Below are 15,057 nucleotides of genomic sequence, written 5' to 3' on the forward strand. Positions count from 1 at the left end.
TCATACTCAGTGCGACGAAGAGGGTTTCACATGCGCGAGGAAGCGGCGCTCCGCAAGGCGGAACAGGCTAATCAGCACGTAAGAGATAATCAGGTACAGCACCGCAGCGATGCCGAACGCGGTGAACGGCTGATAGGTCGCCGAGTTGATATCGCGCGCGATTTTTAGCAAATCCGGCACGGTGGCGGTGAACGCCAGCGCGGTGGAGTGCAGCATCAGAATCACTTCATTGCTGTAGGCGGGCAGCGCGGTGCGCAGCGCCGACGGCAGAATGATGCAGCGGTAAAGTTTAAACGGCGAGAAACCATAGGCGCGCGCGGCTTCGATTTCACCGTGTGGCACGGCGCGAATGGCACCGGCAAAAATCTCGGTGGTATAAGCACAGGTGTTCAGGGTAAATGCCAGCAGCGTACAGTTCAGGCCACTGCGGAAGAAGGCGTTCAGCAACTCGGAGCCTTTCACCACCTCCAGCGTGTACATGCCGGAATAGAACACCAGCAGCTGCACATACAGCGGCGTGCCGCGAAACACATAGGTAAACAGCCACACCGGCGTGGAGATATAGCGATTTGGCGACACGCGCGCGATGGCCAGCAGCACCGCAAGGCTGCCGCCAATTACCACGGAAAGAATCAGCAGCCACAGCGTGATGGCCACGCCGGTAAAACGGTAACCGTCGGTCCAGAGCAGTTGTTTCCAGTACTCCTGAATAATCTCGATCATAACTCTGCCCTTTTCACCCCTACCGAGTAGCGGCGTTCAAGCCACCACAGCACGCCGTTGGACAGCGTGGTAAACACCAGATAAATCACCCCGGCAACAATCGCGAAGTAGAACGGTTGCCAGGTACTTTTGCCAGCCAGCTGCGTGGCTTTTACCACATCTTCAAGGCCGAGCAGCGACACCAGCGCGGTGGCTTTCAGGATCACCTGCCAGTTGTTGCCGATGCCGGGCAGCGCAAAGCGCATCATCGCCGGGAACAGAATGCGACGGAAAGTTTGCGAGCCGGTAAAGCCGAAGGCGGTGGCGGCTTCAATCTGCCCTTTCGGCACCGCGAGAAACGCGCCACGGAAGGTTTCAGTGAAGTAAGCACCGTAGATGAAGCCGAGCGTAATAATACCGGCCACCATCGGGTCGATATCAAACTGCGCCATGCCGAGCGCATCGGTTACGGCGTTGAGGGCAATCTGCAGACCGTAAAAGATCAGCAGCATCAGCACCAGGTCGGGCACGCCACGGATGAGCGTGGTGTAGCCTTCAAAAATCATCGCCAGCGGGCGATTGCGGGAGAGTTTGGCGCCGGCCCCTATCAGGCCCAGCACCACGGCCAGTACCACCGAGCTGAGCGCCAGCTCAAGGGTCACCAGCGTGCCTTTGAGAATTACTTCAGAATAGCCATAAAACATGGGTTCGATCCTGTCGTGAGGGAAATAAACAAACGCTGTCCAACAACACACGGACAGTCCTGACCAGGGATGTGAATCACGGAAGGATGGTGGCAAGCGTATGAACTCCGGGAGTTTACATAAGTAAGCGCCCGGAGTGAATAGTTATGACCCACGTTAGCGTGACTCAATACACCCGTTCAGGAACAGGAGTCTTAATCGCCGTAAACGTTGAAATCAAAGTACTTCTTCGCAATCTTGTCGTAGGTACCGTCTTTGCGCATGTCGTTAAAGGCTTTGTCAATGGCAGCTTTCAGATCGGCGTCATCTTTACGCAGGCCCATACCGGTGCCGACGCCAAAGATTTTGTCATCTTTCACCGCCGGACCGGCGAACGCGTAGTTTTTCCCGACCGGCTGCTTAAGGAAGCCTTCGCTCGCCTGCACTTCATCCTGGAACGCCGCGTCAATACGACCAGCGTTCAGGTCCTGATACACCAGATCCTGGTTGGCATACGGCGTGACGGTCACCCCTTTTGGACGCCAGTATTCATTGGCGTAGGTTTCCTGCGTGGTGCCCTGCAGCAGGCCGATGTTCTTGCCCTTCAGCGACTCAATGGTCGGCTGCAGTTTAGACCCCTTCGGCGCCACTAAACGCGCGTTCGCTGCATACAGTTTTTCCGAGAAGGCGATCTCTTCCTGACGTTTCTCGGTGATCGAGAGTGAAGAGATGATGGCGTCGATCTTCTTCGCTTTCAGCGACGGGATCAGCGCATCGAAATCACTTTCCACATAAGTACATTTGGTCTTGATACGCTTACAGATCTCGTTGGCCAGGTCGATATCAAAGCCAACCAGCTGGCCCTGCGCGTTCTTGGACTCAAACGGCGGGTAAGTTGGATCGGTCCCGATGCGCAGCGACTGCGGTACCGCCGCGAACACGCTCGCAGCGCCGGACATAGCCAGCATCAGAGAAAGAGCCAGAACTCGCTTTTTCATAGGTAACCCTCAAGTGAAGTGCTTATTGTTATGTGGTGCGTGATGTGTTTGCGCTGAATGTTTTGCAGGTTTCATGCCAGTTGTGCAAATCGGCGAAACTGTGCGCAGGCGCACTAAATACCGCGTCCATCTGGGACGCAAGCACTTAGTTTGTGAGGGAAATATAACAGCGGTGTGAGGAAGAAAAAGTGAGATTGTTAACTTTTGGTGCACAAGATGCACGAACAGTGATCGGCCCCGCGCTTTTGCACGCATTCAGTGCATTATTGCACCATCATGCACCCTGCCAGCGGGTAAACAGATCTTCCGGCAGCTCGATATCAAACTGATCCAGCACGCGGTTGACCGTCTGATCAATCAAATCGTCGATGCGCTGCGGGCGGTGATAAAACGCCGGCACCGGCGGCATAATCAGCGCGCCGAGTTCGGCAGCGGTGGTCATCATGCGCAGATGACCGAGATGCAGCGGGGTTTCCCGCACGCACAGCACCAGCCGGCGCTGCTCTTTCAGCACCACGTCGGCGGCGCGCGTCAGCAGACTGTCGCTATAGCTGTGCACAATGCCGGACAGGGTCTTCATGGAACACGGCAGAATGGCCATACCCAGCGTTTTGAACGAGCCGGACGAGATGCTGGCGGCGATATCGCGCACATCGTGCACCACATCGGCCAGCGCCTGCACGTCACGCAGGCTGTAATCGGTCTCCAGCGCCAGCGTCTGCCGCGCCGCCGGGCTCATCACCAGATGGGTTTCCACTTCGGCTAACGGTTGCAGCACCTGCAGCATACGCACGCCGTAGATCGCGCCGCTGGCGCCGGAAATACCAATGATGAGTCGTTTCATAATTCAGCCTTGCTGCAAAAGAGTGCGCCAATAATAGCCGCTCCGCCGCCATAAATACAAAAACAAACAGGGCGGGATTGCGCCCGCCCTGTTTCGTCTGCCTGAGACTGACCTTAACCTTCGTTATGCAGTTCCAGGTTCTCCACTTCGTTCTGACGCGCAATCGCTTTGGCATCGTCGTTACGCAGCGACTGCAGATATTCCAGATACTGCAGGTCAACGTCTTTGGTGACGTAGATACCGTTAAACACCGAGCATTCGAACTGGGCAATATCCGGGTTCTCTTCACGCACCGCGTCGATCAGATCCTGCAGATCCTGGAAAATCAGCGCATCGGCTTTAATCAGCTGACGAATCTCTTCCACTTCACGGCCGTGCGCAATCAGCTCGGTAGCGCTCGGCATATCGATGCCGTAGACGTTAGGGAAGCGAATTTCCGGTGCCGCTGACGCCAGATAGACGCGCTTCGCGCCAGCTTCACGCGCCATCTCGATAATCTGCTCAGAGGTGGTGCCGCGCACAATCGAGTCATCCACCAGCAGCACGTTTTTATCGCGGAACTCAGCGCGGTTGGCGTTGAGCTTACGGCGTACCGCACTGCGGCGCAGCTGCTGGCCCGGCATGATAAAGGTACGGCCCACGTAGCGGTTTTTCACAAAACCCTGGCGGTACGGCTTATCAAGAATACGGGCGATCTCGAGCGCGGTATCGGTCGAGGTTTCCGGAATCGGGATCACCACGTCAATATCGAGATCTTCCCACTCGCGGGCAATTTTCTCGCCCAGCTTGGTGCCCATGCGCACGCGTGCGCTGTAGACGGAGATCTTGTCGAGGAACGAGTCCGGACGCGCAAAGTAAACGTACTCGAACAGGCACGGATTGCTTTTCGGGTTCTCTGCGCACTGGCGCGTCGAGAGCTGACCCTGCTCGGTGATGTACACCGCTTCGCCTGGCGCAACGTCACGAATAAATTCGAAGCCGAGCGTATCCAGCGCCACGCTCTCTGAGGCCACCATGTATTCGGTGCGGCCATCGGCCAGCTCACGCTTGCCCAGTACCAGCGGACGGATACCGTTAGGATCGCGGAACGCAACCATGCCGTGACCGATAATCATCGCCACCACGGCGTAAGCGCCGCGCACCTGCTGATGCACCGCCGCCACGGCAGCAAAAATGTTGTCAGCCTCCAGCGGATAGTGCTGAAAACGATCCAGCTCCTGAGCAAAGATGTTGAGCAAGATTTCGGAATCTGAGGTGGTATTCACATGACGGCGACCGACTTCGAACAGCTGCTTGCGCAGTTCATGGGCGTTGGTCAGGTTACCGTTGTGAGCCAGCGTGATGCCGTACGGCGAGTTCACGTAGAAGGGCTGCGCTTCAGAGGCGCTGGAGCTGCCGGCAGTCGGATAACGCACGTGGCCGATACCCATATTTCCCTGCAAACGCTGCATGTGGCGCGCTTCAAACACGTCGCTGACCAGGCCATTGGCCTTACGCAGACGGAAGCAGTTCAGCGCATCGATGGTACAAATGCCGGCGGCATCCTGCCCGCGGTGCTGCAGCACCGTTAACGCGTCATAGATCGACTGGTTTACTGGCATAAAACCGGTGATACCAACAATACCGCACATGTTGTCATTTCCTCATTAGCCGCACTCCCGGTGTTACCGGGGTAAAAAACTCGACGTGCTTTTCAGGTAATCGAAAAACCACCTGATGATGTAACTGAACTGGGGAATGAGTTGAGACTGTTGCCAGTCCGGACTTTTTGAAAAGCCGGTGAATGTATCAAGGAAGAAGAGAATGGCGGATACAATCAGCACGCCACGCAACGCCCCGAAACAGACCCCCAACACCCTGTCGGTTCCCGACAAGCCGGTTTTCTCAACCAGCGAGCCGATCACATAGTTCACGATGGCACCCACAATCAGGGTGGCAACGAATAACACCGCGATGGCGATGCCGTTGCGAACCAGTTCGTCGTCAAAACTTGTAAACCAGACTGCAAGGTAGGCGTAGTAATGACTGGCGACAAAAAACGCGCATCCCCAGGTAACAAGAGATAAGGCTTCCCGGACAAACCCGCGAATCAGGCTGACCAGAGCCGAAAAACCAACTACCGCAATAATGACGTAATCAATCCAGATCATGAACGCTTCCAGTACAGTGCATTTGCACCCCTGCATCCAGTTCGGGGCGCATTCTAACAGAAAAAGAAAACGTTTGCGTAGGGTTTTCCGGTTCTGTCCCGAGAAAAAGGGCGATGAAAAAAACTTTCCTCGCCCTTGTTGATATCAGCCATTTAACCTGCTGATATTCCATAAATTTTCAGTAACGCTTCGCTAAAAAATACGCCAAAAGCCGCGCCTGTTTCTGATATCGGCGCGGCTTATCAGATGATCAGCGTGTGCTGTACGGCTTCACAACGCCGCCGAGGCCGGAGATGCCTTTCAGCTCGCCGAGGGCACCCTGCAGTTTCGCTTTGGACGCATCCGGCCCGACGTAAATGCGGGTGATCTGCCCCTGCACCGGCGTCGACGGCACGGTAAAGGCGCGATAGCCGGAGAGCCGCAGCTGTGCCACGATCTCATTCACTTTGGCGGCGTTCTTCAGCGCGCCGAGCTGTACCACATACGCCTGTCCTGCTGGCGCGGCCGGTTCGCTCTGCTTCGGCGTTTCCGCCGCTTTAGGTTGCTCTGTAGTTTTTGGCTGTTCTGTCGCTTTCGGTTGTTCTGCCGGCTTCGGTTTCGGCTGCTCCACCGGTTTAGGCTTCGGCTGCTCGACCGGCTTCGGCTTCACCTGCTCTGCCGGTTTCTGCTGCTGGTGCACCGGCGGCGGCGTCACGACGCTGGGCTGGCTGTTTTGCGCTGGCTGCGTGCTGCCGCTGGCGGCACTGCTCTGCGTTGCGCTGCTGGCGGGCGCCTGCTGCGCCGCGCTCGCACCTTCCGGCGGCTGCGACGGCAGCGGCTGCGTCACTGGCGGCACCATTTCGCTGTCCTGCTGATCGTCAGGCTTTGGCACCAGCGGAATCGCCGCGAACTCCTCTTTATAATGCTTTTTCTTACCGTCCAGCAGACCCGGTAACACGATGACGCCAATCGCCACCAGAATCACCGTACCCACTAAACGATTCTGAAACTTACTTGCCACTGCCGTTCTCCGCTGCCATCGATTGCATCACCTGCGCTACGGTGTGGAACGAGCCGCACACCAGAATCACATCGTCGGGCTGAGCCTGCTGCCGCGCCGCCTGCCACGCGGCTTCAACGCTCTGCCAGGCGCTGCCGCCCTGCAGATGCGCCATCAGCTCATCAGCGGACGCCCCGCGCGGGCCGTCGAGCGGCGCGCAGTACCAGCGGTTGACCTGCGGTGCCAGCGCGGCCAGCGTCCCGGCGATATCCTTGTCGTGCAGCATGCCAACCACCGCATGCACTGTGCCGTGTGCCGGCAGCTCAGCGAGACGTGAAGCCAGATAATAAGCCGCATGCGGATTGTGTGCCACATCAAGGATCACGCGCGGCGCGGTGCTGACCGTCTGGAAACGTCCCGGCAGAATCGCCAGCGGCAGATGCTGACGAATCAGCGTCTCGCTCACCGTCAGGCCGGAAGCGCGCAGCGCCGCAATGGCGGTGGCCGCATTGGGGAGCGGCACCTGGGGCAGCGGCAGATCGCGCAGTTCACCCTGGGCATCCTGCAGCGTCCAAGTGTCGCCCTCGCGCTGCCACTGCCAGTCGCGGTTAATTTGTAACAGCTGCGCACCCTTCTCCGCGGCCACCTGGGCAATGGTGTCGGGCATATCGGCCTCGCCGACCACCGCCGGTTTACCGCCGCGGAATACGCCGGCCTTCTCGCGGCCGATGCTGGCGCGATCCGGCCCCAGCCAGTCGGTGTGGTCCAGCGCAATGCTGGTGATCACCGCCACGTCGGCGTCGACAATGTTTGTCGCATCCAGCCGGCCACCCAGCCCCACTTCCAGAATCACGACATCCAGCTGCGCTTCACGGAACAGATTGAGCGCGGACAGCGTGCCAAACTCAAAGTAGGTGAGCGAAATATCGCCGCGTCCGGCCTCAATGGCGGCAAAGCTGGCGCTGTGCCGGGCTTCATCCAGCTCAGCGCCCTGCACGCGCACGCGTTCGGTGTAACGCACCAGATGCGGCGAGCTGTAGACGCCAACGCGATAGCCTGCGGCCATCAGCAGGGTTTCCAGCGTACGGCAGGTAGTGCCTTTGCCGTTGGTGCCGGCGACGGTGAAGACAAACGGAGCGGGTTTTAGCAGGTCGAGGCGTGCGGCGACGCGCTGAATACGGTCCAGGCCCAGATCGATAGCCTGAGAATGCAGATGCTCAAGATAATGAAGCCACGTGGCCAGAGGCGACGTGGCTTGCGGGAGGTGAAGAGTGTCCATGTGCCCTGTTAGCTCTTTACGATGTGGTGCATGAATAAAAAGGCGCATCACTCTGCGCCTTTCGGTTGCCTGTCAGGCTTCGTTGCTCTCCGGCTCAGCCGCAGTCGGGCGATCACCATCCTGCAGCGGTGCCGGCAGGTTCATCATTTTCGCCAGCAGGCTGGCCAGCTTAAAGCGCATTTCCGGACGACGGATGATCATGTCGATCGCGCCTTTTTCGATCAGGAACTCACTGCGCTGGAAGCCCGGCGGCAGCTTTTCACGTACCGTCTGTTCAATCACGCGTGGGCCGGCAAAGCCGATCAGCGCTTTTGGCTCAGCGACGTTCAAATCGCCCAGCATCGCGAAGCTGGCGGAGACGCCACCCATGGTCGGGTCAGTCAGTACCGAAATATACGGCAGACCGCGCTCCTGCATTTTTGCCAGCGCCGCACTGGTTTTCGCCATCTGCATCAGCGACTGCAGCGCTTCCTGCATACGCGCACCACCAGAGGCGGAGAAGCAGATCAGCGGGCAGTTGTCTTCCAGCGCCTGCTCAACCGCACGCACGAAACGGGCGCCGACCACCGAGCCCATTGAGCCGCCCATAAAGGAGAACTCAAACGCGGCAGCCACCACCGGCATACCGTGCAGCTGGCCTTTCATTACCACCAGCGCATCTTTCTCGCCGGTCTCTTTCTGTGCCGCAACCAGACGATCTTTGTACTTCTTCGAGTCGCGGAACTTGAGCAGGTCTTTCGGTTCCAGCTCGCTACCCAGCTCTGTCATCGAACCTTCATCCATCAGGCTATGCAGACGCTCGCGCGCGTGCATACGCATGTGGTGGTCGCACTTCGGGCAGACTTCAAGGTTGCGCTCCAGCTCGGCGCGGTACAGCACCTGACCACAGCTATCGCATTTGGTCCACACCCCTTCCGGGATGCTGGCTTTGCGCGAAGGCGTGGTAGTGCTTTTATTCAGTATGCGTTCAATCCAGCTCATTGATGACCTTTCTGTTTAATGCTGACCTGGTCCAGTCTTGTCGTTACTGCTGAAATCACCTTCAGCAGGCCGTAAATGTCGCTCATTAAACCACAACCCGTTCACGCTGTGGATAAAAATCTGGTAACAGGCTTACTGCGACTTGTGCTGACGCGCCTGGCGGCGGTGACGCCACACTTCAATCACGCCTGGCAGTACCGAGACAATGATGATGCCGACAATCAGCAACTTAAGGTTTTCCTGCACCACCGGCAGGTCACCAAACAGGTAACCGGCATAGGAGAATAGCAGGACCCACAGCAGCGCGCCTGTCACGTTAAAGAGCGCGAAGTGGCGATAAGACATGTGTCCCATTCCCGCCACAAAGGGGGCAAAGGTTCGCACGATTGGCACAAAGCGCGCAAGTATAATGGTTTTGCCGCCGTGGCGATCGTAAAACGCGTGGGTTTTGTCGAGGTAGCTGCGGCGGAAAATTTTCGAGTTCGGGTTACTGAACAGCTTTTCGCCAAACAGCCGGCCAATGGTGTAGTTAACCGCGTCGCCGAGGATCGCGGCAATCACCAGCAGCGTCACCATCAGGTGCACGTTGAGGTCGTTGCCCGGCAGCGCCGCCAGCGCACCGGCGACGAACAGCAGCGAATCACCCGGCAGGAACGGCGTAACCACCAGCCCGGTTTCACAGAACAGAATCAGGAACAAAATGGCGTAAATCCAGATGCCGTACTGCGCCACCAGCTCGGCCAGATGCACGTCAATGTGCAGAATGAAATCGACGATAAAGTGGATAAACTCCATAACAGCTAACTCCCTGACACTTTCCGATTAAAATGAATCCGCGAGGAACAACGGTCCCAGCGCAGGCTGAGGTAACGCAAACTGAGCAGGGTAATCCACCGCCACCAGATACAGCCCTTCGGCTTTCGCCGTTGCCGCCGCCAGCGTGCGATCTTTTGCTGCCAGCAGCGTGGCCATCCACGTTTCCGGCTGATTGCCGCAGCCAATCTCCAGCAGACTGCCGACGATATTGCGCACCATGTGATGCACAAAGGCGTTGGCTTTGATATCGACAATCACGTACGGCCCCAGGCGCGTGACGTTGAGATGCATCACGTTGCGCCACGGCGTGCGCGACTGGCACTGCACTGCACGGAACGAGGTAAAATCGTTCTCACCCAGTAAAGCCTGGGCGGCGCGGTGCATTTTTTCCGCATCCAGCGGATGGTAAAAATGGGTAATGCCGTTGCCGAGAATTGCCGGGCGCAGCCGCTGGTTGTAGATCACGTAGCGATAACGGCGCGCGGTAGCGCTGAAGCGCGCGTGAAAGCTTTCCGGCACCGCTTTCACCCAGCGCACCGCAATATCGTCCGGCAGGTTGGCGTTCACGCCCAGCGTCCAGGCGCTGTCGGCACGCGAGGAGGTGGTCTCAAAATGCACCACCTGGCCGGTGCCGTGCACGCCCGCGTCGGTGCGCCCGGCGCAGAACACGCTCACCGGGTGATTGGCCACTTTCGCCAGCGCTTTTTCCAGCTTTTCCTGCACGCTGCGCACTTCATTCTGGCGCTGCCAGCCGTAGTAACGGCTGCCGTCATATTCAATGCCGAGCGCCAGCTTAAACGGGGTCGCGTCTTCCAGCATTAATACAGATACTCCTGCACCAGCTTCTCTGCGGTTTTCACCGCCATCAGCGCGCCGCCGAAGCGGATGTTGTCGGCCACCGACCAGAACTGCAGCAGCTCCGGGATGCCGTAGTCGTTGCGCACGCTGCCAATGCTCAGGGCTTCACTGCCGGAGGCGTCGCTGACCGGCGTCGGGTAATCACCGTCGTCGCTCAGGCTGATATCGTCGGCGCGCGCCAGTTCGTCACGCGCTTCCTCCGCCGACAGCGGCCGCAGGTTCTCGATATAGACGATCTGCGCGTTGCCGTAGAACACCGGCGCCTGCACGCTGCTTACCGCAATCGGTAATCCTTCGTCCTGCAGCACTTTACGCACCTGATCGACCAGCCGGCGCTCGCTCGCCACGCTGCCGGCACTGTCCGCCTGCTGCGGCAGCAGGTTGAACGCCAGCTGGCGGCCAAAATAGTGCTCATCGGCCGGTACGCCGTTCAGCAGCCGCGCGCTCTCACCGGCCAGGCCGTCTACTGCTGCTTTACCGTGGCTGGAGACCGACACCAGGTTGGTCACCTGCAGACGGCCTAAACCGGCGGTATCCACCAGCGGTTTGATGGCGCTTAACAGCTGGCTCACCAGCGCATCGGCCACGGTAATGATGTTGCGATTGCGGTAATCCGCCAGCACCTGTGGATTGACATCCGGCACCACCAGCGGCACGTCCGGCTCCAGCGCGAACAGGTCGCTGCTGTCGATTACCAGGCAACCCTGGCTGGCGGCTTCTTCGGCATAACGCGCCGACGCCTCGCGACCGGCGGTAAAGAACGCCAGCTGCGCCTGCGACCAGTCAAATTCCGCCGCGTCCTGCACGCGCAGCGAGCGGCCATCAAAACGCACGCTCTCTCCGGCGCTGTTTTCACTCGCCAGCAGATATAACTCACCAACCGGGAACTGGCGTTCCGCCAGCAGTTCCAGTACAGCGTTCCCTACTGCGCCTGTCGCGCCCAGTAGCGCAATATTCCAGCCGTCAGACATGTTGGTTTACTCCAGACAATGACATAAAAAAGAGAGGCGATGACATGCATCGCCCATTAATTCAGAAAAATCAGAGATTAGTGATTCGCCTGCAGCGTGGCGCTGAAGCCAAGCTGATTGAGCAGCGCCGCGCTCTCCGCCTCATCACAGATCACCTGCAGCGAAGACCACTCGCGGCGCTCGACATACTGCTTGCGCAGGCGATCAAATTCGCCCGGCTGCGCGGCCACTTTGCGCAGCGGCGCATCGTCGCGGCGCACATCATACACCAGATGCACCAGGCGTTTCAGCGTCGGCTGATCGAGCTTGCCGTGCAGCGTAAGGGTGCCAAACTCGGGGCGCGGCAGCAGCGTGTCCAGCGCCACCTGCTGCGGCTGACCAATAAATTCGCTCCACGCCTCAAACACCTGGGTGGTGCCGCGCGCTTTCCCTTCAAGGGTATAACCGGCGATATGCGCGGTAGCGATATCGACCTTGTCCAGCAGATCGAGGTTGAGATCCGGCTCCGGTTCCCACACGTCCAGCACCACGCTGAGATCGTTACGCAACCGGAGCACCTCCAGCAGCGCGGCGTTATCCACCACCGGACCCCGGCAGGCATTGATCAGGATGGTGTTGGGGCGCAGCGCCATCAGCAGTGCAGCATCGGCCAGATGCCAGCTTTTGTAGCGGCCGTCTTTAAACAGCGGCGTATGAAAGGTCAGGATATCGGCCTGTGCCACCAGCGTGTCGAGCGAGTGGAAATCTTCGTCATCGCCGCGATCGGCGCGCGGCGGATCGCACAGCAGGGTTTTTACTCCCCACGCGGCGAGGCGTTTGGCCAGCCGTCCGCCCACGTTACCGACGCCGACGATGCCCACGGTGCGATCGCGCAGATCAAAGCCGTCGCGTTCGGCCAGCAGCAGCAGCGCGGAGAACACATATTCCACCACCGCAATCGCGTTACAGCCCGGCGCGGCCGAGAAGCCGATACCGGCCGCCGCCAGCGAGGCATCATCGACATGATCGGTGCCGGCAGTGGCGGTGCCGACAAACTTCACCGGCGTGCCGGCCAGCAGCGCGGCATCCACTTTGGTGACGGAGCGCACCATCAGCGCGCTGGCATCCTGCAGTTCGGCTGCCGGCAGCGGGCGGCCCGGCACCGCCACCACCTCTCCGGTGCGGCTGAACAGTTCACGGGCGTAGGGCATATTTTCATCGACGAGAATTTTCACGGCGGCGGTCCTGTCTGCTTGAAATAAACGGGGCATATCATGGCACAAAGCCGGGGATTAACCTAACCGACTGCGATAGCGATCCGGCGTGGTGCCGGCCTGCTGCTGAAACATCACGATCAGCGCGGAGGCGGAACTGTAACCCAGCTCGTGGGCGATGCCCTGCACGCTGCAGCCCTGCTCCAGCAGCGCAATCGCGCGCAAAAAGCGTAAACGCTGGCGCCACTCGCTGAATGACATCTGCAGCTGCTGCTGACAGCGCCGCGCCAGCGTACGCTCGGTGGTAAACACGCGCTTCGCCCATTGTGCCAGCGTGGTGTTATCACCCGGGTTCTCTTCCAGCGCGCGCAGAATCGGTGCGAGGAATTTATCGTCGGACATCGGCAGATAGCTGGTGTTCACCGGTGCAAGACGCAGCCGATCAATCAGCACTTCGCACAGCCGCCAGTCGGCGTCGCTCTGCGGCTGCTCCAGCGCGCGGCGGGCAAAATCATTCATGATGGCGTGCACGATGGCGTCCACGCTCAGCAGGCAGGCTTTCTCCGGCATGCCGGCGCATAAATCCGCGGCAAGGTTGAAGGTGCGAAACTGCGCCTGACAGTGGTTGTAGCTGCTGTGGCGCTGCCCCGGCGGGATCCAGATCGGCATCTCGGCCGGCGTCAGCAGCCGCTCGCCCTCCACTTCCATCTCCAGCACGTGGCTGGTGACGAATATCGCCTGGCCCCAGTCGTGCTGGTGCGGCAGGTATTCAGTTTTGGCGTTGGTTTGCTCATAGCGCATGAAAAAACGCAGCAGCGGCGCGTCGCGCGGTGGCTGATACTCAACCTGAAGATTCATTCTGTCCGGTCACTAACGAATTTTGTCCGATTTTAACTATCTGCTTTAAACCGGTCAAACGTAAGCTAGTCGCGATTTACATTTGGAGCCGTACTATGAACTTATTGTTACCGCTGGTGGCGGTGCTGATCTGGTCGATCAACACCATCGTCAGCAAGCTGTCTGCCGGCAGCATCGATCCTGCTGCCATCTCTTTTTACCGCTGGTTGCTGGCGCTGCTGGTACTCACGCCGTTCTGCCTGCCGGGCGTATGGCGCCATCGTCACACCATCAAAACCCAGCTGTGGCGCTTGCTGGTGCTGGGCCTGCTCGGCATGGTGCTGTACCAGAGCCTCGCCTATTATGCGGCACACAGCGTTTCGGCGGTGATGATGGGGATTCTCGGCGCCACCATTCCGCTGCTGACCATCCTGCTCAGCCTGGTGGTACTGCGCCTTGCGCCGACGCGCGGCATTCTGATTGGCGGCCTGTTGTCGTTTGCCGGGCTGGTGTGGCTGGTGAGCGCCGGCAACCCGGCACAGCTGCTGAGTCAGCGCCTCGGCAACGGCGAGCTGATGATGCTGGCGGCCTCAACCTCCTACGCGCTGTATGGCGTACTGACGAAGCGCTGGGCAATCCCGCTGCCAACGTGGCAAAGCCTGTATGTGCAAATCTTCTTCGGCGTGCTGTTGCTGCTGCCCGGCTTCTGGCACGCGCCGGAGGTGGCGCTGAACGCCGACAATATTCCGCTGGTGCTGTTCGCCGGGCTGTTTGCCTCGATTGTGGCGCCGTTCCTGTGGATCCTTGGCGTGCAGCGCCTCGGCGCCAGCACCACCAGTATTTTCATGAATGTAGTGCCGGTGTTTACCGCCCTTATTGCCGTGCTGTTCCTGCACGAACAGTTGCATGCTTACCACTGGATTGGCGGCGGTCTGACGCTGGTCGGGGTGATCCTGGCGCAGCGGCTGAAAACTCCGCTGCGTAAAGCGCGCGCGATGGCTCCGCCGATCAGCGAAAGCTAACCGTCACCCGCAGTCCGCCCAGCTGCGGGCTGCGGTCCAGCTGCAGCTGCGCGCCGTGCCAGGCACAGATATCCTGCACCAGCGCCAGTCCAATGCCCGCGCCGGGCTGGCTGGCGTGATCGAGCCGGCCAAACGGCTGCAGCGCCTGCCGCTGCTGATCCGCCGCGATGCCCGGCCCGCTGTCTTCAATCTCCAGCACCTTTTGCCGCAGCCGCGCGGTCACCGTGCCGCCGTGTGGCGTGTATTTGATGGCGTTGTCCAGCAGATTGGCGCACAGCTCGGCCAGCAACAGCGCATCGCCCTGCACCTGGCTCGCCGCCTGCTCTTCAAACCCCAGGTCGATCTGTTTACGCCGCGCCGCCGCATAACCGCTAAAACAGGCCTGCTGCACGATGTCGCTCAGGTTAACCTCACTGAAAGGCTTGTCTTCGCCATGGCGCGCCTTGATTTGCGCCAGCTGCAGCAGGCGATCGGTGAGCTGAACGGTGTCGTCCAGCGTGTGGCGCATGCCCTGCAGGCTTTCGCGCCACTGCTGCGGGTCGTCGCTGCTGAGCGCGACGCCGACCTGGGTTTTCAGGATGGTGAGCGGCGTGCGCAGCTGGTGCGACACATCGGCGCTAAAGCGCTCCTGCCGCGCCAGCAGCCCGCGCAGCCGCTCCAGATGGCGGTTGAAGGCGACGAACAGCGGCTGCAGTTCGGACCACGGCAGCAGCGACGGCCGCGGCGTCAGTTCGCCCCGCGCAC

The 15,057-nt window shown here is 59.5% G+C and carries 16 protein-coding genes; 1 reads left to right on the plus strand and 15 read right to left on the minus strand.

The window, feature by feature from the left end:
* Positions 1–6 precede the first annotated feature (6 nt).
* The 14 genes from FT726_RS06330 to FT726_RS06395 all read right to left on the minus strand — a co-directional run bounded on the left by FT726_RS06330 (position 7) and on the right by FT726_RS06395 (position 13,312).
* Positions 7–723 carry an ABC transporter permease gene (locus FT726_RS06330; protein ID WP_021509186.1) on the minus strand — a complete coding sequence of 239 codons (717 nt, stop codon included), beginning with the start codon at positions 721–723 and terminating at the stop codon, positions 7–9.
* Positions 720–1,406, minus strand: coding sequence for a histidine ABC transporter permease HisQ (locus FT726_RS06335; protein ID WP_282996022.1), 687 nt, complete (start codon positions 1,404–1,406; stop codon positions 720–722). Before FT726_RS06335 ends, FT726_RS06330 begins: the two co-directional genes overlap by 4 nt.
* A 194-nt stretch (positions 1,407–1,600) precedes the next feature.
* The gene (argT, locus tag FT726_RS06340; RefSeq protein WP_031280032.1) at positions 1,601–2,383 is read right to left on the minus strand and encodes a lysine/arginine/ornithine ABC transporter substrate-binding protein ArgT; all 783 of its coding nucleotides are present in this window, start codon (positions 2,381–2,383) and stop codon (positions 1,601–1,603) included.
* Between the two features lie 274 nt (positions 2,384–2,657).
* Positions 2,658–3,227 carry a UbiX family flavin prenyltransferase gene (locus FT726_RS06345; RefSeq protein ID WP_058769895.1) on the minus strand — a complete coding sequence of 190 codons (570 nt, stop codon included), beginning with the start codon at positions 3,225–3,227 and terminating at the stop codon, positions 2,658–2,660.
* A 113-nt stretch (positions 3,228–3,340) separates the two neighbouring features.
* On the minus strand, positions 3,341–4,858 hold the full coding sequence (purF, locus tag FT726_RS06350) for an amidophosphoribosyltransferase (RefSeq protein WP_021509182.1): 1,518 nt from the start codon (positions 4,856–4,858) through the stop codon (positions 3,341–3,343).
* Positions 4,859–4,891: 33 nt separating this feature from the next.
* Positions 4,892–5,377: a colicin V production protein gene (gene cvpA / locus FT726_RS06355; RefSeq protein ID WP_288422068.1), complete on the minus strand. Its 486-nt coding sequence runs from the start codon at positions 5,375–5,377 to the stop codon at positions 4,892–4,894.
* A gap of 250 nt (positions 5,378–5,627) precedes the next feature.
* The gene (gene dedD / locus FT726_RS06360; RefSeq protein ID WP_058769894.1) at positions 5,628–6,377 is read right to left on the minus strand and encodes a cell division protein DedD; all 750 of its coding nucleotides are present in this window, start codon (positions 6,375–6,377) and stop codon (positions 5,628–5,630) included.
* Positions 6,367–7,635: a bifunctional tetrahydrofolate synthase/dihydrofolate synthase gene (gene folC / locus FT726_RS06365; protein WP_152390623.1), complete on the minus strand. Its 1,269-nt coding sequence runs from the start codon at positions 7,633–7,635 to the stop codon at positions 6,367–6,369. Before folC ends, dedD begins: the two co-directional genes overlap by 11 nt.
* A 72-nt stretch (positions 7,636–7,707) precedes the next feature.
* Positions 7,708–8,616, minus strand: coding sequence for an acetyl-CoA carboxylase, carboxyltransferase subunit beta (gene accD, locus FT726_RS06370; protein ID WP_021509178.1), 909 nt, complete (start codon positions 8,614–8,616; stop codon positions 7,708–7,710).
* A gap of 132 nt (positions 8,617–8,748) precedes the next feature.
* Positions 8,749–9,411, minus strand: a complete 663-nt coding sequence (locus FT726_RS06375) for a DedA family protein (protein WP_010617492.1) — start codon at positions 9,409–9,411, stop codon at positions 8,749–8,751.
* Positions 9,412–9,438: 27 nt separating this feature from the next.
* Positions 9,439–10,251, minus strand: a complete 813-nt coding sequence (truA, locus tag FT726_RS06380; protein ID WP_125309518.1) for a tRNA pseudouridine(38-40) synthase TruA — start codon at positions 10,249–10,251, stop codon at positions 9,439–9,441.
* The gene (locus FT726_RS06385) at positions 10,251–11,261 is read right to left on the minus strand and encodes an aspartate-semialdehyde dehydrogenase (RefSeq protein WP_058775824.1); all 1,011 of its coding nucleotides are present in this window, start codon (positions 11,259–11,261) and stop codon (positions 10,251–10,253) included. The genes truA and FT726_RS06385 overlap by 1 nt, the downstream gene beginning before the upstream one ends.
* 77 nt (positions 11,262–11,338) lie before the next feature.
* On the minus strand, positions 11,339–12,475 hold the full coding sequence (pdxB, locus tag FT726_RS06390; protein WP_282996323.1) for a 4-phosphoerythronate dehydrogenase PdxB: 1,137 nt from the start codon (positions 12,473–12,475) through the stop codon (positions 11,339–11,341).
* Between the two features lie 57 nt (positions 12,476–12,532).
* A complete protein-coding gene (locus FT726_RS06395) occupies positions 12,533–13,312 on the minus strand; it encodes a helix-turn-helix domain-containing protein (RefSeq protein ID WP_021509174.1) in 780 nt (259 codons plus the stop codon).
* 95 nt (positions 13,313–13,407) lie between these two features.
* Between FT726_RS06395 and FT726_RS06400 the strand changes: the two genes are divergently transcribed.
* The gene (locus FT726_RS06400; protein ID WP_104188560.1) at positions 13,408–14,313 is read left to right on the plus strand and encodes a DMT family transporter; all 906 of its coding nucleotides are present in this window, start codon (positions 13,408–13,410) and stop codon (positions 14,311–14,313) included.
* Here FT726_RS06400 and FT726_RS06405 read toward each other — a convergent pair.
* On the minus strand, positions 14,300–15,057 hold a 758-nt coding region (locus FT726_RS06405), incomplete at its 5' end, for an ATP-binding protein (protein WP_346302571.1). The genes FT726_RS06400 and FT726_RS06405 overlap by 14 nt on opposite strands.

The sequence above is a fragment of the Pantoea sp. Morm genome (assembly GCF_016643525.1).
Lineage (GTDB): Bacteria > Pseudomonadota > Gammaproteobacteria > Enterobacterales > Enterobacteriaceae > Pantoea > Pantoea dispersa.

What these genes read in the sequence shown, in the direction of transcription:
- FT726_RS06330 (WP_021509186.1), bottom strand. Translation starts at nt 723, where the DNA reads ATGATCGAGATTATTCAGGAGTACTGGAAACAACTGCTCTGGACCGAC.
- FT726_RS06335 (WP_282996022.1), bottom strand. Translation starts at nt 1,406, where the DNA reads ATGTTTTATGGCTATTCTGAAGTAATTCTCAAAGGCACGCTGGTGACC.
- argT (WP_031280032.1), bottom strand. Translation starts at nt 2,383, where the DNA reads ATGAAAAAGCGAGTTCTGGCTCTTTCTCTGATGCTGGCTATGTCCGGC.
- FT726_RS06345 (WP_058769895.1), bottom strand. Translation starts at nt 3,227, where the DNA reads ATGAAACGACTCATCATTGGTATTTCCGGCGCCAGCGGCGCGATCTAC.
- purF (WP_021509182.1), bottom strand. Translation starts at nt 4,858, where the DNA reads ATGTGCGGTATTGTTGGTATCACCGGTTTTATGCCAGTAAACCAGTCG.
- cvpA (WP_288422068.1), bottom strand. Translation starts at nt 5,377, where the DNA reads ATGATCTGGATTGATTACGTCATTATTGCGGTAGTTGGTTTTTCGGCT.
- folC (WP_152390623.1), bottom strand. Translation starts at nt 7,635, where the DNA reads ATGGACACTCTTCACCTCCCGCAAGCCACGTCGCCTCTGGCCACGTGG.
- accD (WP_021509178.1), bottom strand. Translation starts at nt 8,616, where the DNA reads ATGAGCTGGATTGAACGCATACTGAATAAAAGCACTACCACGCCTTCG.
- FT726_RS06375 (WP_010617492.1), bottom strand. Translation starts at nt 9,411, where the DNA reads ATGGAGTTTATCCACTTTATCGTCGATTTCATTCTGCACATTGACGTG.
- truA (WP_125309518.1), bottom strand. Translation starts at nt 10,251, where the DNA reads ATGCTGGAAGACGCGACCCCGTTTAAGCTGGCGCTCGGCATTGAATAT.
- FT726_RS06385 (WP_058775824.1), bottom strand. Translation starts at nt 11,261, where the DNA reads ATGTCTGACGGCTGGAATATTGCGCTACTGGGCGCGACAGGCGCAGTA.
- FT726_RS06395 (WP_021509174.1), bottom strand. Translation starts at nt 13,312, where the DNA reads ATGAATCTTCAGGTTGAGTATCAGCCACCGCGCGACGCGCCGCTGCTG.
- FT726_RS06400 (WP_104188560.1), top strand. Translation starts at nt 13,408, where the DNA reads ATGAACTTATTGTTACCGCTGGTGGCGGTGCTGATCTGGTCGATCAAC.